The organism is Ancylobacter dichloromethanicus (assembly GCF_018390645.1).
Taxonomy (GTDB): Bacteria; Pseudomonadota; Alphaproteobacteria; order Rhizobiales; family Xanthobacteraceae; genus Ancylobacter; species Ancylobacter dichloromethanicus.
Window position 1 is genome coordinate 196,327 of the sequence record NZ_JAHBGC010000011.1, and the last position, 17,003, is coordinate 213,329.

At 67.5% G+C, this 17,003-nt stretch carries 16 protein-coding genes; 13 read left to right on the forward strand and 3 right to left on the reverse strand.

The features are described 5' to 3' along the window. Nucleotides 1-330: 330 nt before the first annotated feature. The 6 genes from KHC23_RS06575 (at nt 331) to KHC23_RS06600 (ending at nt 6,418) form a co-directional block, all read left to right on the forward strand. Nucleotides 331-1,341: a Bug family tripartite tricarboxylate transporter substrate binding protein gene (locus tag KHC23_RS06575; RefSeq protein ID WP_213370685.1), complete on the forward strand. Its 1,011-nt coding sequence runs from the start codon at nt 331-333 to the stop codon at nt 1,339-1,341. 234 nt (nt 1,342-1,575) lie between these two features. Next, nucleotides 1,576-2,073 (forward strand): tripartite tricarboxylate transporter TctB family protein, encoded by a 498-nt coding sequence (locus KHC23_RS06580; protein WP_213370687.1) that lies wholly within the window; start codon nt 1,576-1,578, stop codon nt 2,071-2,073. A 46-nt stretch (nt 2,074-2,119) separates the two neighbouring features. Beyond that, nucleotides 2,120-3,634: a tripartite tricarboxylate transporter permease gene (locus KHC23_RS06585; protein WP_213370767.1), complete on the forward strand. Its 1,515-nt coding sequence runs from the start codon at nt 2,120-2,122 to the stop codon at nt 3,632-3,634. Between the two features lie 333 nt (nt 3,635-3,967). Then, nucleotides 3,968-4,699 (forward strand): GntR family transcriptional regulator, encoded by a 732-nt coding sequence (locus KHC23_RS06590; RefSeq protein WP_213370689.1) that lies wholly within the window; start codon nt 3,968-3,970, stop codon nt 4,697-4,699. 314 nt (nt 4,700-5,013) lie between these two features. Continuing rightward, entirely contained in the window at nt 5,014-5,475 is a 462-nt protein-coding gene (locus KHC23_RS06595; RefSeq protein ID WP_213370691.1) for a tellurite resistance TerB family protein, read from the forward strand. A gap of 142 nt (nt 5,476-5,617) precedes the next feature. Further along, nucleotides 5,618-6,418, forward strand: a complete 801-nt coding sequence (locus KHC23_RS06600) for a glutamine amidotransferase (RefSeq protein ID WP_213370693.1) — start codon at nt 5,618-5,620, stop codon at nt 6,416-6,418. 189 nt (nt 6,419-6,607) lie between these two features. On the opposite strand, the gene KHC23_RS06605 is transcribed toward KHC23_RS06600, so the two are convergent. The 3 genes from KHC23_RS06605 to KHC23_RS06615 all read right to left on the reverse strand — a co-directional run bounded on the left by KHC23_RS06605 (nt 6,608) and on the right by KHC23_RS06615 (nt 9,010). Next, entirely contained in the window at nt 6,608-7,072 is a 465-nt protein-coding gene (locus KHC23_RS06605; RefSeq protein ID WP_213370694.1) for a Ros/MucR family transcriptional regulator, read from the reverse strand. A 404-nt stretch (nt 7,073-7,476) separates the two neighbouring features. Further along, nucleotides 7,477-8,121, reverse strand: coding sequence for a TenA family protein (locus tag KHC23_RS06610; protein ID WP_213370696.1), 645 nt, complete (start codon nt 8,119-8,121; stop codon nt 7,477-7,479). A gap of 91 nt (nt 8,122-8,212) precedes the next feature. Then, nucleotides 8,213-9,010, reverse strand: coding sequence for an SDR family oxidoreductase (locus tag KHC23_RS06615; protein WP_213370698.1), 798 nt, complete (start codon nt 9,008-9,010; stop codon nt 8,213-8,215). 133 nt (nt 9,011-9,143) lie between these two features. Between KHC23_RS06615 and KHC23_RS06620 the strand changes: the two genes are divergently transcribed. The 7 genes from KHC23_RS06620 to uraD all read left to right on the forward strand — a co-directional run bounded on the left by KHC23_RS06620 (nt 9,144) and on the right by uraD (nt 16,990). Next, nucleotides 9,144-9,632, forward strand: a complete 489-nt coding sequence (locus KHC23_RS06620; protein ID WP_213370700.1) for an HPP family protein — start codon at nt 9,144-9,146, stop codon at nt 9,630-9,632. Next, nucleotides 9,632-10,198, forward strand: coding sequence for a TetR/AcrR family transcriptional regulator (locus tag KHC23_RS06625; RefSeq protein WP_213370769.1), 567 nt, complete (start codon nt 9,632-9,634; stop codon nt 10,196-10,198). Before KHC23_RS06620 ends, KHC23_RS06625 begins: the two co-directional genes overlap by 1 nt. A gap of 90 nt (nt 10,199-10,288) precedes the next feature. Then, the gene (pucL, locus tag KHC23_RS06630) at nt 10,289-11,128 is read left to right on the forward strand and encodes a factor-independent urate hydroxylase (RefSeq protein ID WP_213370702.1); all 840 of its coding nucleotides are present in this window, start codon (nt 10,289-10,291) and stop codon (nt 11,126-11,128) included. Nucleotides 11,129-11,164: 36 nt separating this feature from the next. Continuing rightward, nucleotides 11,165-11,989: an FAD binding domain-containing protein gene (locus tag KHC23_RS06635; RefSeq protein ID WP_213370704.1), complete on the forward strand. Its 825-nt coding sequence runs from the start codon at nt 11,165-11,167 to the stop codon at nt 11,987-11,989. Further along, nucleotides 11,986-14,727 (forward strand): molybdopterin-dependent oxidoreductase, encoded by a 2,742-nt coding sequence (locus KHC23_RS06640; protein WP_213370706.1) that lies wholly within the window; start codon nt 11,986-11,988, stop codon nt 14,725-14,727. Before KHC23_RS06635 ends, KHC23_RS06640 begins: the two co-directional genes overlap by 4 nt. Continuing rightward, nucleotides 14,724-16,085 (forward strand): guanine deaminase, encoded by a 1,362-nt coding sequence (gene guaD / locus KHC23_RS06645; RefSeq protein ID WP_213370708.1) that lies wholly within the window; start codon nt 14,724-14,726, stop codon nt 16,083-16,085. Before KHC23_RS06640 ends, guaD begins: the two co-directional genes overlap by 4 nt. Before the next feature lie 2 nt (nt 16,086-16,087). Next, complete coding sequence (gene uraD / locus KHC23_RS06650; RefSeq protein ID WP_271188680.1) at nt 16,088-16,990, forward strand: 2-oxo-4-hydroxy-4-carboxy-5-ureidoimidazoline decarboxylase; 903 nt, start codon at nt 16,088-16,090, stop codon at nt 16,988-16,990. Nucleotides 16,991-17,003 lie beyond the last annotated feature (13 nt).

Below are 17,003 nucleotides of genomic sequence, written 5' to 3' on the forward strand. Positions count from 1 at the left end.
GGCTTTCCGTTCAATGGTTTGCTTAATAAGATATTTCTACACACATTATGAATTATTTTGTATTCCAAGCGTAGTATGCCAAATACATAATAATCAAAATACGTAATACCAGTTGACCTTGCGACGCAACATTGAACTTTAGAATTAGCGCTTGGCTTGGGCTTATTCTTGGTACAAGTTATTCCACAGAATATCCGGCGGAGAGACACAACAATGTCGCCGGATATCGAGGTCTCATCCGTTCCCTGGGCGCGAGGTGAGACCCAAGCAAAGAGCCGACCAGTTCATGAGTCGGCCGTCCGCCAGAACCCTTTGGGAAGGAAACGCCAAATGAAACATCTGCATGCTCTCGGCCTCGGTGCCGTGACCGCTCTTGGCATGACGGCCCTGTCGATGCTGCCCGCAGCGGCGGCCTGGGAGCCCACCAAGCCGGTCGAATTCATTGTTCCCGCCGGCACCGGCGGCGGTGCCGACCAGATGGCCCGCACGCTCCAGGGCATCATTGCCAAGCACGACCTGATGTCGACCCAGCTCGTCGTCATCAACAAGTCCGGCGGCGCCGGCGGCGAGGGCTTCCTCGACGTGAAGGGCGCCAAGGGCAATCCGCACAAGATCGTCATCACGCTCTCCAACCTGTTCACCACCCCGCTCGCCACCGGCATTCCCTTCAACTGGAAGGACCTGACCCCGGTCGCCATGCTGGCGCTCGACGAGTTCGTGCTGTGGGTGAACGCCCAGGAGCCTTACAAGACCGCGCAGGAATATGAAGCCGCGATCAAGGCTGCCCCGGACAACACCTTCAAGATGGGCGGCACCGGCTCGAAGCAGGAAGACCAGATCATCACCGTCGCCGTCCAGAAGGCGCTGGGCAAGAAGATCACCTACATCCCGTACAAGGGCGGCGGCGAAGTTGCGGTGCAGCTCGTGGGCGGCCACATCAACTCGTCGGTCAACAACCCGATCGAGGCGGTCTCCCAGTGGCGCGGTGACAAGCTCCGCCCGCTCTGCGTGTTCGATTCCAAGACGCTGCCCTACACCGACAAGATTCAGGGCGATCTGTCCTGGTCCTCGGTGCCGACCTGCAAGTCGGCCGGACTTGACGTCGAGTATCTGATGCTGCGCGGCATCTTCATGCCCCCGGGCGTGTCGGATGAGCAGGTGGCCTACTTCGTCGACCTGTTCAAGAAGGTCCGCGAAACGCCGGAGTGGCAGAAGCTGATGAAGGATGGCGCTTTCAACCAGACCTTCATGGCCGGCGACGAATTCAAGGCCTGGCTTGAGCAGTCCGAGACCATCCACAAGGGCCTGATGCAGGAAGCCGGCTTCATCGCCGGTAACTGAGGCGCCCACTCCTGGCGTCGTAGTTCCTACAATTGAAGGCCGGCCGCGTGCCGGCCGACCGGTCCCTGGGGGATCGCGTCAGTCGCGGATCGAGACGGGGAGGCGCCGCGCCTTCCCGTCGAGCGGTCTCAGGCAAAGCCACCAAAAACACTCAAGCGAGCTGGCGACAAACGTGCTGCTGGCGGGTCTGTCCCGCCGGATGGTCCTTTGCGCGGATTTTCGGAGAATATCGTGATGGAACAGGCTCACCACGGAGCCGAGGCAGGTCCGAAGCAACGTGCCGTCGAGATCGGCACCGCGCTTCTGACCTTGGGCTTCGGCCTCATCGTCCTCTACGGCAGCGTTGCCGTCGGCGCCGGTTGGGACGGCGGACCGCAGGCCGGCTTCTTTCCCTTCTATGTCGCGCTCATCCTCTGCGGCTGCAGTCTTCTGAACCTGGTTTCGGGCCTGCGCGAGGCGCGTGAGCCGGTCTTCGCCGAGTACGGCCAGTTGCGGCAGGTGCTGAAGGTCCTCATTCCGGCGTGCATCTATGTCGCGCTGGTGCCGAGCTTCGGTATCTACTTCCCCTCCGTCCTGCTCATCCTCGTCTTCATGATCTGGCTGGGCCATTACAAGTGGCCGCTTGCGATCGCCGTGGCCCTCGGCGTGCCCGCCTTCTTCTACATCACCCTTGAGCGCTGGTTCCTGATTCCGCTCCCCAAGGGGCCGATCGAAGCCATGCTCGGACTCTGATCAGGCACAAATAAGAAGGCTTTCAAAGGGAACGCGCCCCATGGACATGATCCTCGACAATTTCAACCATCTCTATCACGGGTTCGGAATCGCCTCCGACCCGTTCAACATCCTGTTGATGGCGATCGGCATCCTGCTCGGCGTGATCATCGGCGTGCTGCCGGGCCTCGGCGGCGCCAATGGTGTCGCCATCCTGCTGCCGCTCACCTTCTCCATGTCGCCGACCTCGGCGATCATCCTGCTGAGCTGCATCTATTGGGGCGCGCTGTTCGGCGGCGCCATCACCTCGGTTCTGTTCAACATTCCGGGCGAACCATGGTCGGTGGCGACGACCTTCGACGGTCATCCCATGGCGAGGTCCGGGCGTGCGGGCGAGGCGTTGACCGCCGCGTTCACCTCCTCCTTCGTGGGCGCCTTCTTCGCCATCGTCATGATCACGCTGATCGCGCCGCTGGTCGCCCAGTTCGCGCTGCAGTTCGGTCCGGCCGAGAAGTTCGCGGTGTACTTCCTCGCCTTTGCCTCCTTCGTCGGCATGAGCAAGGAACCGCCGGCCAAGACCATCGTGTCGATGATGATCGGCTTCGCTCTCGCCTGCGTGGGCCTCGACATGGTGACCGGCCAGCTCCGCCTCACCTTCGGCTTCACCGAACTGCTCAACGGTTTCGACTTCCTCATCGCGGTCATCGGCCTGTTCGGCATCGGCGAAATCCTGCTGACCATGGAAGAGGGCCTGGAGTTCCGCGGCAAGGCGGCGAAGATCGACCCCAAGGTGGTGTGGAAGACCTGGAAGACGCTGCCCAAGTTCTGGGTGACGTCGCTGCGCTCCTGCGTCATCGGCTGCTGGATGGGCATCACCCCCGCCGGCGCCACGCCTGCCTCGTTCATGTCCTACGGCATCGCCAAGCGCATGTCGAAGAACGGCAAGAACTTCGGCAATGGCGAGATCGAGGGCGTGGTGGCCCCCGAGACCGCCGCCCACGCCGCCGGCACCGCCGCCATGCTGCCCATGCTGGCGCTGGGCGTTCCCGGTTCGCCGACCGCCGCGGTTCTGCTCGGCGGCCTGCTGATCTGGGGTCTCCAGCCCGGCCCGATGCTGTTCGTCGAGCAGGCTGAGTTCGTGTGGGGCCTCATCGCCTCCATGTATCTCGGTAACATCGTCGGCCTCATCCTCGTGCTGACCACGGTGCCGCTGTTCGCCGCGATCCTGCGCATCCCCTTCTCGATCATCGCCCCGGTGATCCTGGTGATCTGCGCGATCGGTGCCTACACGGTGAACAACAACGTGTTCGACGTGCTGATGATGATGGTGTTCGGTGTCCTCGGCTACCTGCTGAAGAAGACCAACTACCCGCTCGCCCCGCTGGTGCTGGCGATCGTTCTCGGCCCCTCCGCCGAGGAAGCCTTCCGCCAGGCTCTGCTCTACTCCGGCGGCGCCGTCTCGGTGTTCTGGTCCAACGGCCTCGTCTCCTCGATCATGGGTCTCGGCGTGATCGCCGGCATCTGGCCGCTGATCGCCCTGCTCTTCGCCAAGCTGCGCGGCACCTCCGCCCAGCCGGCCTGAGCCAGGCATACCAAAGGCCCCGTCGCGCGCGTCGTGCGGCGGGGTTTGCCGCGAGATAGGTTACCTTGCGTAATCTTTTTCGGGCGCCCAGGCGAAGGGCGGGGCCAATCGCTCTTCCGCCGAATCCCTCGCCCCCGGAGAGGGAGATCGGGCCATCAACGGTCGCGGGATACCCCGTCGTCAGAGCCACGCAACAGAAGGTGGCCGGCGGACGGGAGCGCGAACCGGCGTTTCGGGGGGACGGGAGGCAACGCCAATGTTTCATGCCGATGGAAGGCTTCATTCCCGATGCCATGGGCCACGGCCCGGCACCGGGCCCGGGATGGAAGCATCATGATGAGCGTCGAAAGCACCATTCGCCGGGTCAACGGGGGAGCGGCCAAGCTCTCCGTGGCACCGCTCGAGGACACGTCGACCTTCAAGAACCGCGCCTATACCGCGCTGAAGGAAGTCATCGTCTCGCTCAACATCTACGACCAGACCCACGAGGTACGCCTCGACGAGCGCCAGCTCGCCCAGAGCCTCGGGGTCAGCCGCACCCCGGTGCGCGAGGCGATGGCCCAGCTCGAACGCGAGGGCTTCGTCCATTCGGTGCCGCGGCGCGGCATCTATGTGGTGCGCAAGACCCGGCGCGAAGTGATCGAGATGATCCAGGTCTGGGCGGCGCTGGAGAGCCTTGCCGCCCGGCTGATCACCATGCACGCGAGCGACGAGGAGATCGGCCGGCTGCGGGAGATGTTCGCTTCCTTCGACGAGGCGGGCGGTGCCCCGCACGCCAAGCTCGACGAGTATTCGGAGGTGAACATCCAGTTCCACCAGACCATCATCGCCATGGGCGGCAACGGCATTCTCGTCAACCTGGCGGAAAACCTGTTCACCCACATGCGGATGATCCGTCGCAAGACGATCGGCGAGGAGGACCGGGCGGACCGTTCGATCCAGGATCATCTCGCCATCATCCAGGCGCTGGAGGCACGCGACACGGACGCGGCCGAGGTGCTGGTGCGCAACCACGCGCTCGGCCTCGCCGACCACGTGTCGCGCTACGCCGACTATCTCGAATAGGGCAGGCACGGTGGCGCCGCGCTCGCGGCACGCCGGCCCCCTCTGCAACCTTGTCCCGGCGGGTTCCTCGACCCCGTCGGGCTTTTTTGCGTTCTGGGGCCGGCGGCACCCGGTACTTGCCCGCTGCCTGCCGCCGTGCCTTCCGGCAATCCGGCGGGTGTGGCGCGCCTGCACCGGCCACGCGGCTTGTGCCGCGCCCGGCCGGCGGGGCGTTGCGCCGTTGCGGCGATTACGTTACCCAGCCAATCAGGTCCGCAGGTGGACCTCACCCCATTGCTGAACCGATCGCCCCGCCGCAGGAGGAGCCGCCCGGCATGCTGCGCTCGCTGACCGATTTTATCGCCGAGATCGCCGGGGGCGGGCGCGAGACTTCCGCCTTTGCCGAGAACGACTACCGGCTGGCCGCCGCCGCGCTGCTGGTCCATGTGGTGACGATCGATGGCGTGATCGGCGCTGACGAGATGGCCAAGCTGCGCCGTCTTCTCGCCGCTCGCTTCACGCTGTCCGAGGGCGATGCGGAAAAGCTGCTGGCGGCCGCCATAACCCGCGACGCCGAGGCGGTCGATCTCTATGGCTTCACCAGCGTGCTCAACCGCGCCATGGATGAGGAAGGCCGCCGCCGGGTGGTGGAGATGATGTTTGAGGTCGCCTATGCCGATGGCGGGCTGACCGAGTTCGAGGACAATCTGGTCTGGCGGGCGGCGGAGCTGCTCAATGTCACCTCGCGCGACCGGGTCGAGATCCGCAAACGCGTCCGCGACGCCTTCGAGGGGTAGCGCCCGGGCGCCGACGCTCGCGTTGGCCGCGGCACGCAAGGCGGCCCTGCGCGCGGCGGGGTTGATGGGCAGAAGGAATCGTGGCGTCATCCTTGCTTGGGAGGGCCCGCATCCCAACCCGGTTCAGTGCCGCACCGAGATCATGGCTTCTGCATTTCCGCCGCTTCCAGTTCTGATCGTGCTCCACCAGGAGCATTCCTCGCCCGGCCGTGTCGGGCGGCTTCTGGCCGAACGGGGGCATCGGCTCGACATAAGGCGCCCGTGCCTCGGCGAAGCGCTGCCGCCGACGCTGGCCGGGCATGCCGGGGCGGTGGTGTTCGGCGGGCCGCAGAGCGCCAATGACGCCCATGACTATGTGCGCGCCGAGATCGACTGGATCGGCGTGCCGCTGCGCGAGGGCAAGCCCTATCTCGGCATCTGCCTCGGCGCGCAGATGCTGGCGCGCCACCTCGGCGCCCGGGTCGCGCCGCATCCCGAGGGGCTGGTGGAGATCGGCTACTACCCGATCCGCGCCACCGCGGCAGGGGCCGAGTTGCTGGGCGCCGCGCCTCGCGCGGAGGCGGGCGCGGGGGCCGGCGCGGTGGCCGATGACGACGGCGGCACGGCGCGCTGGCCGGACCATGTCTATCACTGGCATCGCGAGGGTTTCGATCTCGCCGCCGGCGCCGAGCTGCTCGCCGAGGGGCCGACCTTTCGCAACCAGGCGTTCCGCTACGGAGCGCGCGCCTACGGCATTCAGTTTCACCCGGAAGTGACCCATCACATGATGTGCCGCTGGACGGTGCGGGGCGGCGAGAGGCTGGACCTGCCCGGAGCCCGCCCGCGCCGGGCGCATTTCGCCGACCGGCTGCAGCATGACGCGCGCATCCGCCTGTGGCTGGACGCCTTCGTCGATCATTGGCTGGCGGGCGATGGGGCGCCGCCGGCCACGGCCGCCAACTGAGGCGAAGAACCGCCGGCCGGAGCTGGACACGCCCGGCGCCGGAAGACGCCGCCGGCCACGACCCCTGCAGCTCATGGAAAAGGCCGCATCGTTGCGTGTCGATGCGGCCTTTTCCATGGGCATGCCAGCGGCGGCGAGAATTGCCGCCGCGATGTCGCGGCCCGCGAGTGAGGGGCGCGGCGGCGGCGCTCAGGCCACCTTCTTGGCGCGGCCGCGCGGCTTGGCAACCGGCGCCGGCACGGGCTTCTTGCGCTGCTGGCCGAGACCCATCTTCTTCGCAAGATTGGAGCGCGCCTCAGCATAGCTGGGGGCAACCATGGGATAGTCGTTGGGCAGGCCCCACTTCGCGCGGTATTCTTCCGGCGTCATGTTGTACTTCGTGCGCAGATGACGCTTCAGAGACTTGAACTTGAGGCCATCCTCAAGGCAGATGATATATTCGGGGGTCACCGACTTCTTGACCGGAACGGCCGGCTTCAGAACCTCTTCAACGACGGCCGGAACCGGAGCAGACAGACGAAGCAGCGCGCCGTGAACCTTGGCGATCAGATCGGGAAGTTCCGCGGCGGGCACCGAATTGTTGCCCACGAAAGCCGCAACGACATCCGCGGTGAGGCCGAGATAGTCGGCCGACACGCTTTCCTGCTCAGACATATATTTTCTCCATTGAAACTTCCACGGATTTAACACCGCTGCGGGAAAGGTCAATAAGCAATTGACAAGCACAGCGGGCCTGTACCGGCAAGTTCTTTGATCACGTTCAAATTTACCGCACAGAGGCTTCTATTTCGGGATGTTTCCAAAGAGAGGGCGAGGCGTCCGGCACGGTGTATACAACGGCAGCCAAATCCCCGCTCAGAAAGGTGTTTTTTGCATGACGGCCGCTGTTATGCCAGCAGCCGGCCGCGGCGCCGATGAACTGTTGCGAAACGGCCGGACGCAATCGGAGATGCTACGTGAAATAAAGGATACCAAAAACGCCTACACAATTTCTTGATGATTATTTCATCAAAGTACAATCCATGCGCGTCTTGGGTCACGTGGCCCGCCGGGTCGAATCACTCGTAGATGTGATCGAAGAAAGACCGCTCCAGTGTGGCGGCTCGGCGAAAGAAGGCGGCGGCATTGGTGCGTCCGGCGGTATCGGCCGTGGCGCCGACACGGTCGAGCTCGCTGCGCAGCCAGGTGACGAAGCTTCGGAAGCCGTCATTATTGTGCAGCGTGATCCATTCCGCGTGCACGAAGTCGACGGGAAGCTTTTCGCCCGCGCGATCCGCCCAGGACAAGTACAGCCATTCCGCGACTGTCAGCACGGCAAGGCAACTGCCATAGTCGCGGCTGTCGGCCGCGTCCTTCATCAGGGTCTGGAAGCCGGCGGTCGGTGCGGTCAGCACCGGATGGCGGCGTTCGGCATCGGGAACACCCAGCGTATCGAAGGCGCGCTGGAAATAGGTGTTCTCGTCGCTGGTGATCATCGCCGCGAACTGCGCGAAGCGGATGCGCGACTCGAAGCGGTCGGCGGTGGCGATGGCCATGCCCAGCAGGGCGACGAAGCGATCGATGAACTGATAGTCCTGAGTGAGGTAACGGCGCATCACCTCGGGCGGCAGCGTCCCCGCGAATATCTCGCGGACGAAGCGATGATCGACACAGGCGTCCCAGTCCCGCGCGTTGTCGCGGCGCAGTTCGTCGCTGAAGCTCATCCTGTTCCTCTCTTCGATCGCCTGTGCGGCTGTCTAGAACGTTTTCCCGCCCGGAGGAACGCCAGCCGCGAAAAGGGGCCGTCGGACGGCGTCACATGCGCACGGTCTGGCCACCATCGACCACCAGCACATGGCCGTTGACGAACGAGGCCTCGTCGGAGGCCAGGAACACGGCGGCGGCGCCGATCTCGTGCGGCCGGCCCCAGCGGCCGAGCGGCACCCGGATGTCGACGAATGCCGAGAAGTCGGCATCGGCGACCAGCCCGGCATTGGTCTCGGTGGCGAACATGCCGGGGGCGATGGCGTTGCTGGTGATGCCGGCGCGGGCATAGTCGACCGCCAGCGCCCGCATCAGCCCGGTGAGCCCGGCCTTGGCGGCGGTGTAGACCGGGTCGTGCCGGTTGGCGACCTGCCCGGCAATGGAAGTGACGGTGATCAGCCGGCCGTGCCGGTGCATCGCCATGTGTTCGGCCGCCTCGCGCGCCAGCAGCATCGGACCGACGAGGTCGGTGGCGATGAGGGCTTCGATTTCGCCGGCGGTGAAGTCCTTCAGCGGCCGGCGGTCGCGGGCGCCGACATTGCCGACCAGAATGTCGAGCCGGCCCTGCGCGCGGGCGATGGCGCCGATGGCGTCGCGCCCGGCGGCGAAGTCGGCGACATCGAACGGCGCGGTGTCGACCGGCCGCCCGGTGGCAGCGGTGATGGCGGCGGCGGCCTGCGCCAGCCGGCCGGCATGGCGGCCATTGATGACCACGCGGGCGCCGGCGGCGGACAGCGCCGTCGCCATCTCGTAGCCGAGCCCCCGGGCCGCCCCGGTGACAAGCGCGACGCGGCCGTCGAGACGGAAGGGACGCGGGAGAGGCGGTCGTTCGGCGGCGGCGTCAGTCATGGCGAATCCGGCATGGTGTGGGAGGTCGTGTTCAGTGTCGCCTGCGGCCGGGGACGGCGCCACCCGCTTCCGCGCTGGACAGTGTCACGAAAGCATTGTACCAATCGGTATAGATCAAACCGAATGGTACAGAATGCGTCACTATTTTCATCGCCACCAGCCGCCGCACAAGCCGCACACCGCCGCTCTCGCGGGGCTCGGCGCGATGATCGCCATCGGCGTCACGGGTGCGCTCAGCTTCCACGCCGGGGCGCCCCTGCTCATCGCGCCGTTCGGTGCCAGCAGCGTGCTGCTGTTCTCGGTGCCCAACAGCCCGCTGTCGCAGCCGGCGAACGTGGTGGGCGGGCATCTGGTGGCGACGGGGGTCGCCATAGCGCTTCACATGGTGTTGCCGGGCACCTGGTGGGCGGCGGCCATCGCCGTCGGTGCGGCCATCGCGCTGATGGCGCTGCTGCGCCTCATCCATCCGCCGGCGGGCGCCGACCCGCTGCTGGTTTTCGCGTCCGATCCGAGCTGGGCGTTCCTCGTCATGCCGGTGGGCATGGGGGCGGTGGCGCTGGTGGCGATCGCGGCGCTGTTCCACCGCTCCACCGGCACCACCTACCCGCTGAAGGCCCCATGATGGCCCGTCTCGTCGCCGAGCGCAGCGATGTCCTGCCCCTGCTGGGGGAGTTGTTCCGCGAGCACGGCTTCGAGGGCACCAGCCTGGCGCTGATCACCCAGCGCACCCGTCTCGGCAAAGGCAGCCTCTACCATTTCTTTCCCGGCGGGAAGGAGGAGATGGCGGCGGCGGTGCTGGCCGACATTGATGGCTGGTTCGAGCGCGAGATCTACGCACCGCTGCGCGAGGGCGAGCCGGCCGCGAGCCTCGCCGCGATGTTCGCCAATGTCGACCGCTACTTCCGCTCGGGCCGGCGCAGCTGCCTGCTCGGGGCCTTCGCGCTGGGCGTGACTCGAGGGCGATTCGCCGTGACCATCGACGGTTATTTTCGCCGCTGGCAGGAGGCGCTGGCATCGGCGCTGCGCCGCAACGGCCATTCCGGCGAGGCGATGGAGCTTGCGGAGGAGGTTCTTGTCGGCATTCAGGGCGCTCTCGTGCTCGCCCATGCCCGACAGGATGAAGGTGTGTTCCAGCGCGAGCTTGGCCGCCTGCGGCGGCGCTGCGGCGTTTCGGTCCAATCGGTCTAGATGGCTTTCGCGGCGCGCGCCGCGGTGCCAGACTGGCATCGGTTTCGTATGTCGGATGGGGAGTCCGGTCCAGCCAAAGGAGACGCGGATATGCCGCTTATTCGCAACAGTTATGGCAAGGGGCGCGTGCGTGTCATGCGGGTGCAGCGCGACAGCGCGCGCCACGAGGTGCGCGAGCTTTCCGTGCAGGTGATGCTGACCGGCGATTTCGACGCCGCCTACACCGAGGGTGACAACCGCCACGTCATCGCCACGGATTCGATCAAGAATATCGTAAACATAGTCGCCCGCGACCATGTGGAGGCGGAGAACGAAGTCTTCGCTGGCGCGGTGGCGCAGTATTTACTCGACCGCTATTCGCATGTCGCCGGCGTCGAAGTTTCGGCGCGGGAGACACGTTGGCAGCGGATCGCGGTGGATGGGGTCGCTCATGACCATTCCTTCGTGCTCGACGGCAACGGCACCCCGCTGGTGAAGCTTATGGCGACGCGCGAGGGCGTCCGCCTCGCCTCCGGCGTCGACGGCTTCACCTTTCTCAAGACCACGCAGTCGGGCTGGGAGAATTACTGGTTTGACGAGGCGACCACGCTGAAGCCGACCGCCGACCGCCTGTTCGCCACCTCGATGGCGGCGGAATGGCAGTGGAACGGCGTGCCGTCCAGCTATGCCGCCGCCAATGCGGCGGTCCTGGCCGCGGCGCTGAAGGTGTTCGCCACCACCTACAGCCCGGGCGTGCAGAACACCATGTATCTGATGGGCGAGGCCGCGCTGGCGGCGGTGCCGGAGGTGGCGGAAATCTCCCTGGCCTGCCCGAACAAGCACTACCTGCCGATCGACCTTTCCCCCTTCGGCCGTTCCTTCGACGGGCAGGTGTTCACGCCGACCGACGAGCCGCACGGGCAGATTGCCTGCACCGTCGGCCGGGGCTGATGGGGCGACGGGTAATACCCATCGAGAGGAAGCCCGATGGACCTCAACACGGTCACCGCCGTCCTGCAGCCGCGCGGGCGGCATGAGCTGCCGCCTGCGACGCGGGGCGACGCGGTGCTCGGCGGTGGAACCTGGCTGTTCTCCGAGCCGCAGCCGGCGGTCCGCCGGCTGATCGACCTTGCCGGTCTCGGCTGGACGCCACTCCACGAGGAGGCGGGCGGGCTGACCATCGCCGCCACCTGCACCATCGCCGAACTCGACGGCTTCGAACCGCCGGCCGACGGGCTCGCCGCATGGCTGATCCCCGTTTGCTGCCGTGCCTTCCTTGCCTCGTTCAAGATCTGGAACATGGCGACGGTGGGCGGCAACATCTGCCTCGGCCTGCCGGCGGGCCCGATGATCTCGCTCTGCGCCGCGCTCGACGGCGAATGCCGGATCTGGTCGCCGGGTGGAAACGAGCGGCGGATGAAGGTCACCGATTTCGTGCGCGGGCCGCGCGAGGTGGCGCTGGCGCCGGGCGACGTGCTGCGCGCCGTCCATCTGCCGGCGGCGGCGCTGCGGCGGCGGGCCGCGTTCCGCCGCGCCTCGCTCACCCCGCTCGGACGTTCGGGCGTGCTGCTGATCGGCACGCGCGACGCCAACGGGACGTTCCTGCTCACCGTCACGGCCGCGACGCGCCGGCCGGTGCAATTGCCGTTCCCCCGCCTGCCGCAGCCCGCCGAACTCGCCGCGCGGCTGGCGACGGCGATTCCCGACTCTCTTTATTACGACGACATGCACGGGCGGCCCGATTGGCGCCGCCACATGACCGTGCTGCTGGCGCAGGAAATCCGCGACGAATTGGAGGAGACCCGCGCGTGAGGCTCACCGTCAATGGCCGCGCCGTCGAGGCCGAGGCCCGCCCGGGCCAGTGCCTGCGCACGCTGCTGCGGGAGCTGGGCTGGTTCGGGGTGAAGAAGGGTTGCGATGCCGGCGATTGCGGTGCCTGCACGGTGCATCTCGACGGCCGGCCGGTGCATAGCTGCGTCACCCCCGCCTTTCGCGCCGAAGGGCGGGGCGTGACCACCATCGAGGGACTGGCGGGCACCGTGAACGGCGCAGAGGCGGCGGGCGACGGGCTGCATCCGACGCAGGCCGCCTTCCTCAAGGCGCAGGGCTTCCAATGCGGGTTCTGCACCGCCGGCATGGTGATGACCGCAGCCGCGCTGGACCAGGGCCAGCGGGCCGACCTGCCCGCCGCGTTGAAGGGAAATCTCTGCCGCTGCACCGGCTACGCCGCCATCGCCGACGCGGTGGGCGGGGTGGTGACGGTCGAAGCCGGTCCGGAAAGCGGCGGGGTCGGCCGCAACCTCGGCGCGCCGGCGGGGCCGGACATCGTCACCGGCGCGGCGCGCTACACGATGGATGTGGCGCCCGAGGGCGAACTGGCGGGGCTGCTGCACATGAAGCTGCTGCGCTCCCCGCACCCCCATGCGCGCCTGCGCGCCATCGACACGGAAGCGGCGCGGGCGGTGCCGGGCGTCATCGCGGTGCTCACTCACGAGGATGCGCCTGAACGGCTGTTCTCCTCGGCGCGCCATCACCACGCCACCGACGATGTCGACGACACACGCGTGCTCGACGACGTGGTGCGCCATATCGGCCAGCGGGTGGCGGCGGTGGTGGCGACCAGCGAACAGGCGGCGGAGGCCGGGTGCGCGGCGATTCGCGTGGAATACGAGCCACTTCCGGCGGTGTTCGACCCGGAGGCGGCGATGGCGCCCGGCGCGCTGCTGGTGCATGGCGACAAGGGCCCGCAATCGCGCATTGCCGATCCTTCCCGCAACATTGTGGCCGCGCTCGATGGCGGGGTGGGCGATGTCGCGGCCGGCTTCGCGCAGGCCGATGTGATCCACGAGGCGACCTATGAGAGCCATCGGGTCCAGCACGCGCATCTGGAGACGCATGGCTGCATCGGCTGGCGCGATGCCGAGGGGCGGCTGGTGATCCGCAGTTCCACGCAGACGCCGTTCCTCACCCGCGACGCGCTGGCCGCTCTCTACGGCCTGCCGCGCGAGGGGGTGCGCGTCTTCGCCGCGCGGGTCGGCGGTGGTTTCGGCGGCAAACAGGAAATGCTGACCGAGGACATCGTCGCCCTCGCGGTGCTGAAGACCGGGCGGCCGGTGAAGCTGGAATATACGCGGGAGGAGCAGTTCGCCGCCTCGACCAGCCGCCACCCGATGAAGGTGACGGTGACGCTCGGCGCCACGCGGGAGGGCCGGTTGACGGCGCTTTCTATGCGTATGCTCCTGAACACCGGGGCCTATGGCAACCATGCCGGCGGCGTGCTGTTCCATGGCTCGGGCGAGAGTGTCGAGCTTTATCGCTGCCCGAACAAGAAGATAGAGGGCCGGTCGGTCTATACTCATTCGCTGCCGAGCGGCGCCTTCCGCGGCTACGGGCTGAGCCAGACCATCTTCGCGGTGGAATCCGCCATGGACGAGCTGGCGCACAGGCTGGGCCTCGATCCGCTTGAGCTCCGGCGGCTCAATGTCGTGCGGCCGGGCGACGCGCTGGTATCCTCCGGCGCGCCGCATCACGACGTGGAAATGGGTAGCTACGGGCTCGACCAGTGCCTCGACCTGGTGGAGGCGGAGCTGAAGAAGCCTTCGACGGCAGGGCTTTCGCCGGACTGGCTTGTGGGGCGCGGCGTGGCGGTGGGGATGATCGACACCATCCCCCCCCGTGGTCATGTGGCGCAGACGCGGCTGAGGCTGACCGCCGAAGGGCGCTATGAACTGCGCACCGGCACGGCGGAATTCGGCAATGGCACCACCACCGTGCATGTGCAGATCGCCGCGACGCTGCTCGGCGCCCGTCCGGAGCAGATCTTGGTGCGCCAGTCGGACACCGCGCATGTCGCGCATGATACCGGGGCCTATGGCTCGACCGGCACGGTGGTGGCGGGTGCCGCGACGCAGGACGCGGCACGCGCGCTGGCGGCGAAAATACGCGCGGCGGCGGCGCGGCGGCTGGGCGTGGCGCCCGGGGAATGCCGGATCGAGGGCGAGGCGGTGAGCGCCGGGACCGGGCGGGTCGCGCTGGCCGATCTCGCGCCGCTGGAAGCGGTGGGCGATGCGCCGGGCACGCCGCGCTCGGTTGCCTTCAACGTGCAAGGCTTTGACGTTGCGGTGCACGCCCGCTCGGGCGAAATTCGCGTGCTGCGCTCGGTCCACGCGGCGGATGCCGGCACGGTGGTCAACCCGATGCAATGCCGCGGACAGGTGGAGGGCGGGGTGGCGCAGGCGATCGGGGTGGCGCTTTATGAGCGGCTGATCATGGATGGTGAGGGCGGCGTGACCAATCCGAGCTTTCGCGGCTACCATATTCCCGCCTTCGCCGATGTGCCGCGCACGCAGGTTCTCTTTGCGAAAACGCACGATGCGGTCGGACCGATGGGGGCGAAATCGATGAGCGAGAGCCCGTTCAACCCGGTCGCGCCGGCGCTGGCCAACGCCATCTTCGACGCCACCGGGGTGCGCCTGCGCGCCACCCCGTTCATGGCCGACGAACTGTACGCGCTGCTGCCATCTCAAGCTGCAAAGGATGCTGTCGAATGAGTGGCGCCGGCTGCATGATCGCCCTGCGCGGCCCGGCGGCGACGCTGGCCGGCAACCCGTTCGAGCAGCCCTCGCGCGCCTGCCTCACCTATCATGACGACGCGCTGGTGGTGATCGAGGACGGGATCATCGCCGCCTTCGGCTCCCATGCCGAACTGAAGGACACGCTGCCCGCCGGCATCGCGATCACGCATTATCCCGACCACCTCATCGTGCCCGGTTTCGTCGACGCACATGTGCACTACCCGCAGATGCAGATGATCGGCGCCTATGGCGCGCAATTGCTGGAATGGCTGGAGACCTACACCTTCCTCGCCGAGATGAGCTTCGCCGATGCCCGCCACGCGCGGCGGGTAGCGCATCTGTTCCTGCGCGAATTGCTGCGCGCCGGCACCACCACGGCGATGGTCTACTGCACGGTGCACCCGCACTCGGTGGACGCCTTCTTTGCCGAGGCGGAGCGTTTCGACGCGCGTATGATTGCCGGCAAAATACTTATGGACCGCCACGCGCCGAAGGCCCTGCTCGACACGGCGCAGCGCGGCTATGACGAGAGCCTCGCCCTGATCGAGCGCTGGCACGGGCGCGGGCGGGCGCTCTACTGCGTCACCCCGCGCTTCGCGCCGACCTCGACGCAGGCGCAGCTCGACGCCGCCGGGGCCCTGCTCAAGACCGGCAGCGGGCTCTTCCTGCAGACCCATCTGTGCGAAAATCCCGGCGAGGTGGAATGGGTGCGGGAGCTTTTCCCGGCCCGCGCCTCCTATCTCGACGTCTACGCCCATGCCGGGCTGGTGGGGGCGCGCTCCATTTTCGGCCATGGCGTGCACATGCACGAGGGCGATTTCTGCACCTGCCATGCCGCCGGTGCGGCACTGGCGCATTGCCCGACCTCGAACCTCTTTCTCGGCAGCGGCCTGTTCAAGCTGTTCGACGCGGTGGACCCGCGCCGGCCGGTGAAGGTGGGGCTCGGCACCGATGTCGGCGGCGGCACCTCGCTGTCGCAGTTGCAGACGCTGAACGAGGCCTACAAGGTGGCGGCGCTGATCGGCCAGAAGCTCGACGCGGTGCAGGGCTTCTACCTCGCCACGCTCGGCGGGGCGGTGGCGCTGGGGCTGGATGACCGGATCGGCCGGCTGGCCCCCCGCATGGAGGCGGATATCTGCGTGCTCGACCCGAAGGCGACGCCATTCATGGCGTTCCGCGCCGGCTACTGCGTCTCGATCGAGGAGGTGCTGTTCCTGCTGATGACGCTCGGCGACGACCGCGCCGTGCGCGCCACCTATGTCGCCGGCCGTGCCGTCTATGACCGCGACCGCGCCGGCGACCCCTTTGTCCCCGCCATCGCCCGCGAGGAGTGACCGTGTCCGATCCCGTTTCACCCGGGTCCCTGTCCCTCGGCACCCTGAACGGCCTCGACCGCGCGGCCTTCACCGCCGCGCTCGACGGTGTGTTCGAGCACGCGCCCTGGGTGGCGGAGGCAGCCTTCGCCCACGCGCCCTTCGACACGGTGTCGGCGCTGCACCAGGCGCTGATGGCGGCGGTGTGGGCGCGGCCGGAGGCGGAGCGGGTCGCCTTCGTGGCGGCGCATCCCGATCTCGCCGGCAAGGCGGCGCGGGCCGGCGCCATCGCCCCGGCCTCGGTGTCGGAGCAGGCCGGGCTCGGGCTCGACCGGCTGCCGGACGAGGAATATGCGCGCTTCGAGCGGCTCAACGCCGCCCATCGCGCCCGTTTCGGCTTTCCCTTCGTGATCTGCGTGCGGCGGCAGACCCGCGACGCCCTGCTCGACGCCTTCGAGGCGCGGCTCGCCCATGACCGGGGCGCGGAACTCGCGGCCGCGCTCGTCGAGATCGGCCACATCACCGCGCTGCGGCTGGTGGAGAAGGTGCACGGGCCGGGCATGCCGAGGGTCCATGGCCGGCTTTCCACCCATGTGCTCGACACCCATAAGGGCGGCCCGGCGCAGGGGGTGCGGGTGGAGCTTTACGAGGTGGGGGCGAGCGGGCGGGCGCTGCTGCGCGCGGCGGCGACCAATGAGGACGGGCGCACCGACGCGCCGTTGATCGGCGGCGCGCCGCTGCGCATCGGGCGCTACGAGCTGGTGTTTCACATCGGCGCCTATTTCAAAGCGCGCGGGCTCGACTTGCCGGGGACGGCCTTTCTCGACGACGTGCCGATCCGCTTCGGCATCGCCGAGCCGGAAGGGCACTACCATGTGCCGCTGGCGGTGACGCCGTGGAGCTATTCCACCTATCGCGGCAGTTGATCGCGGCCACCGG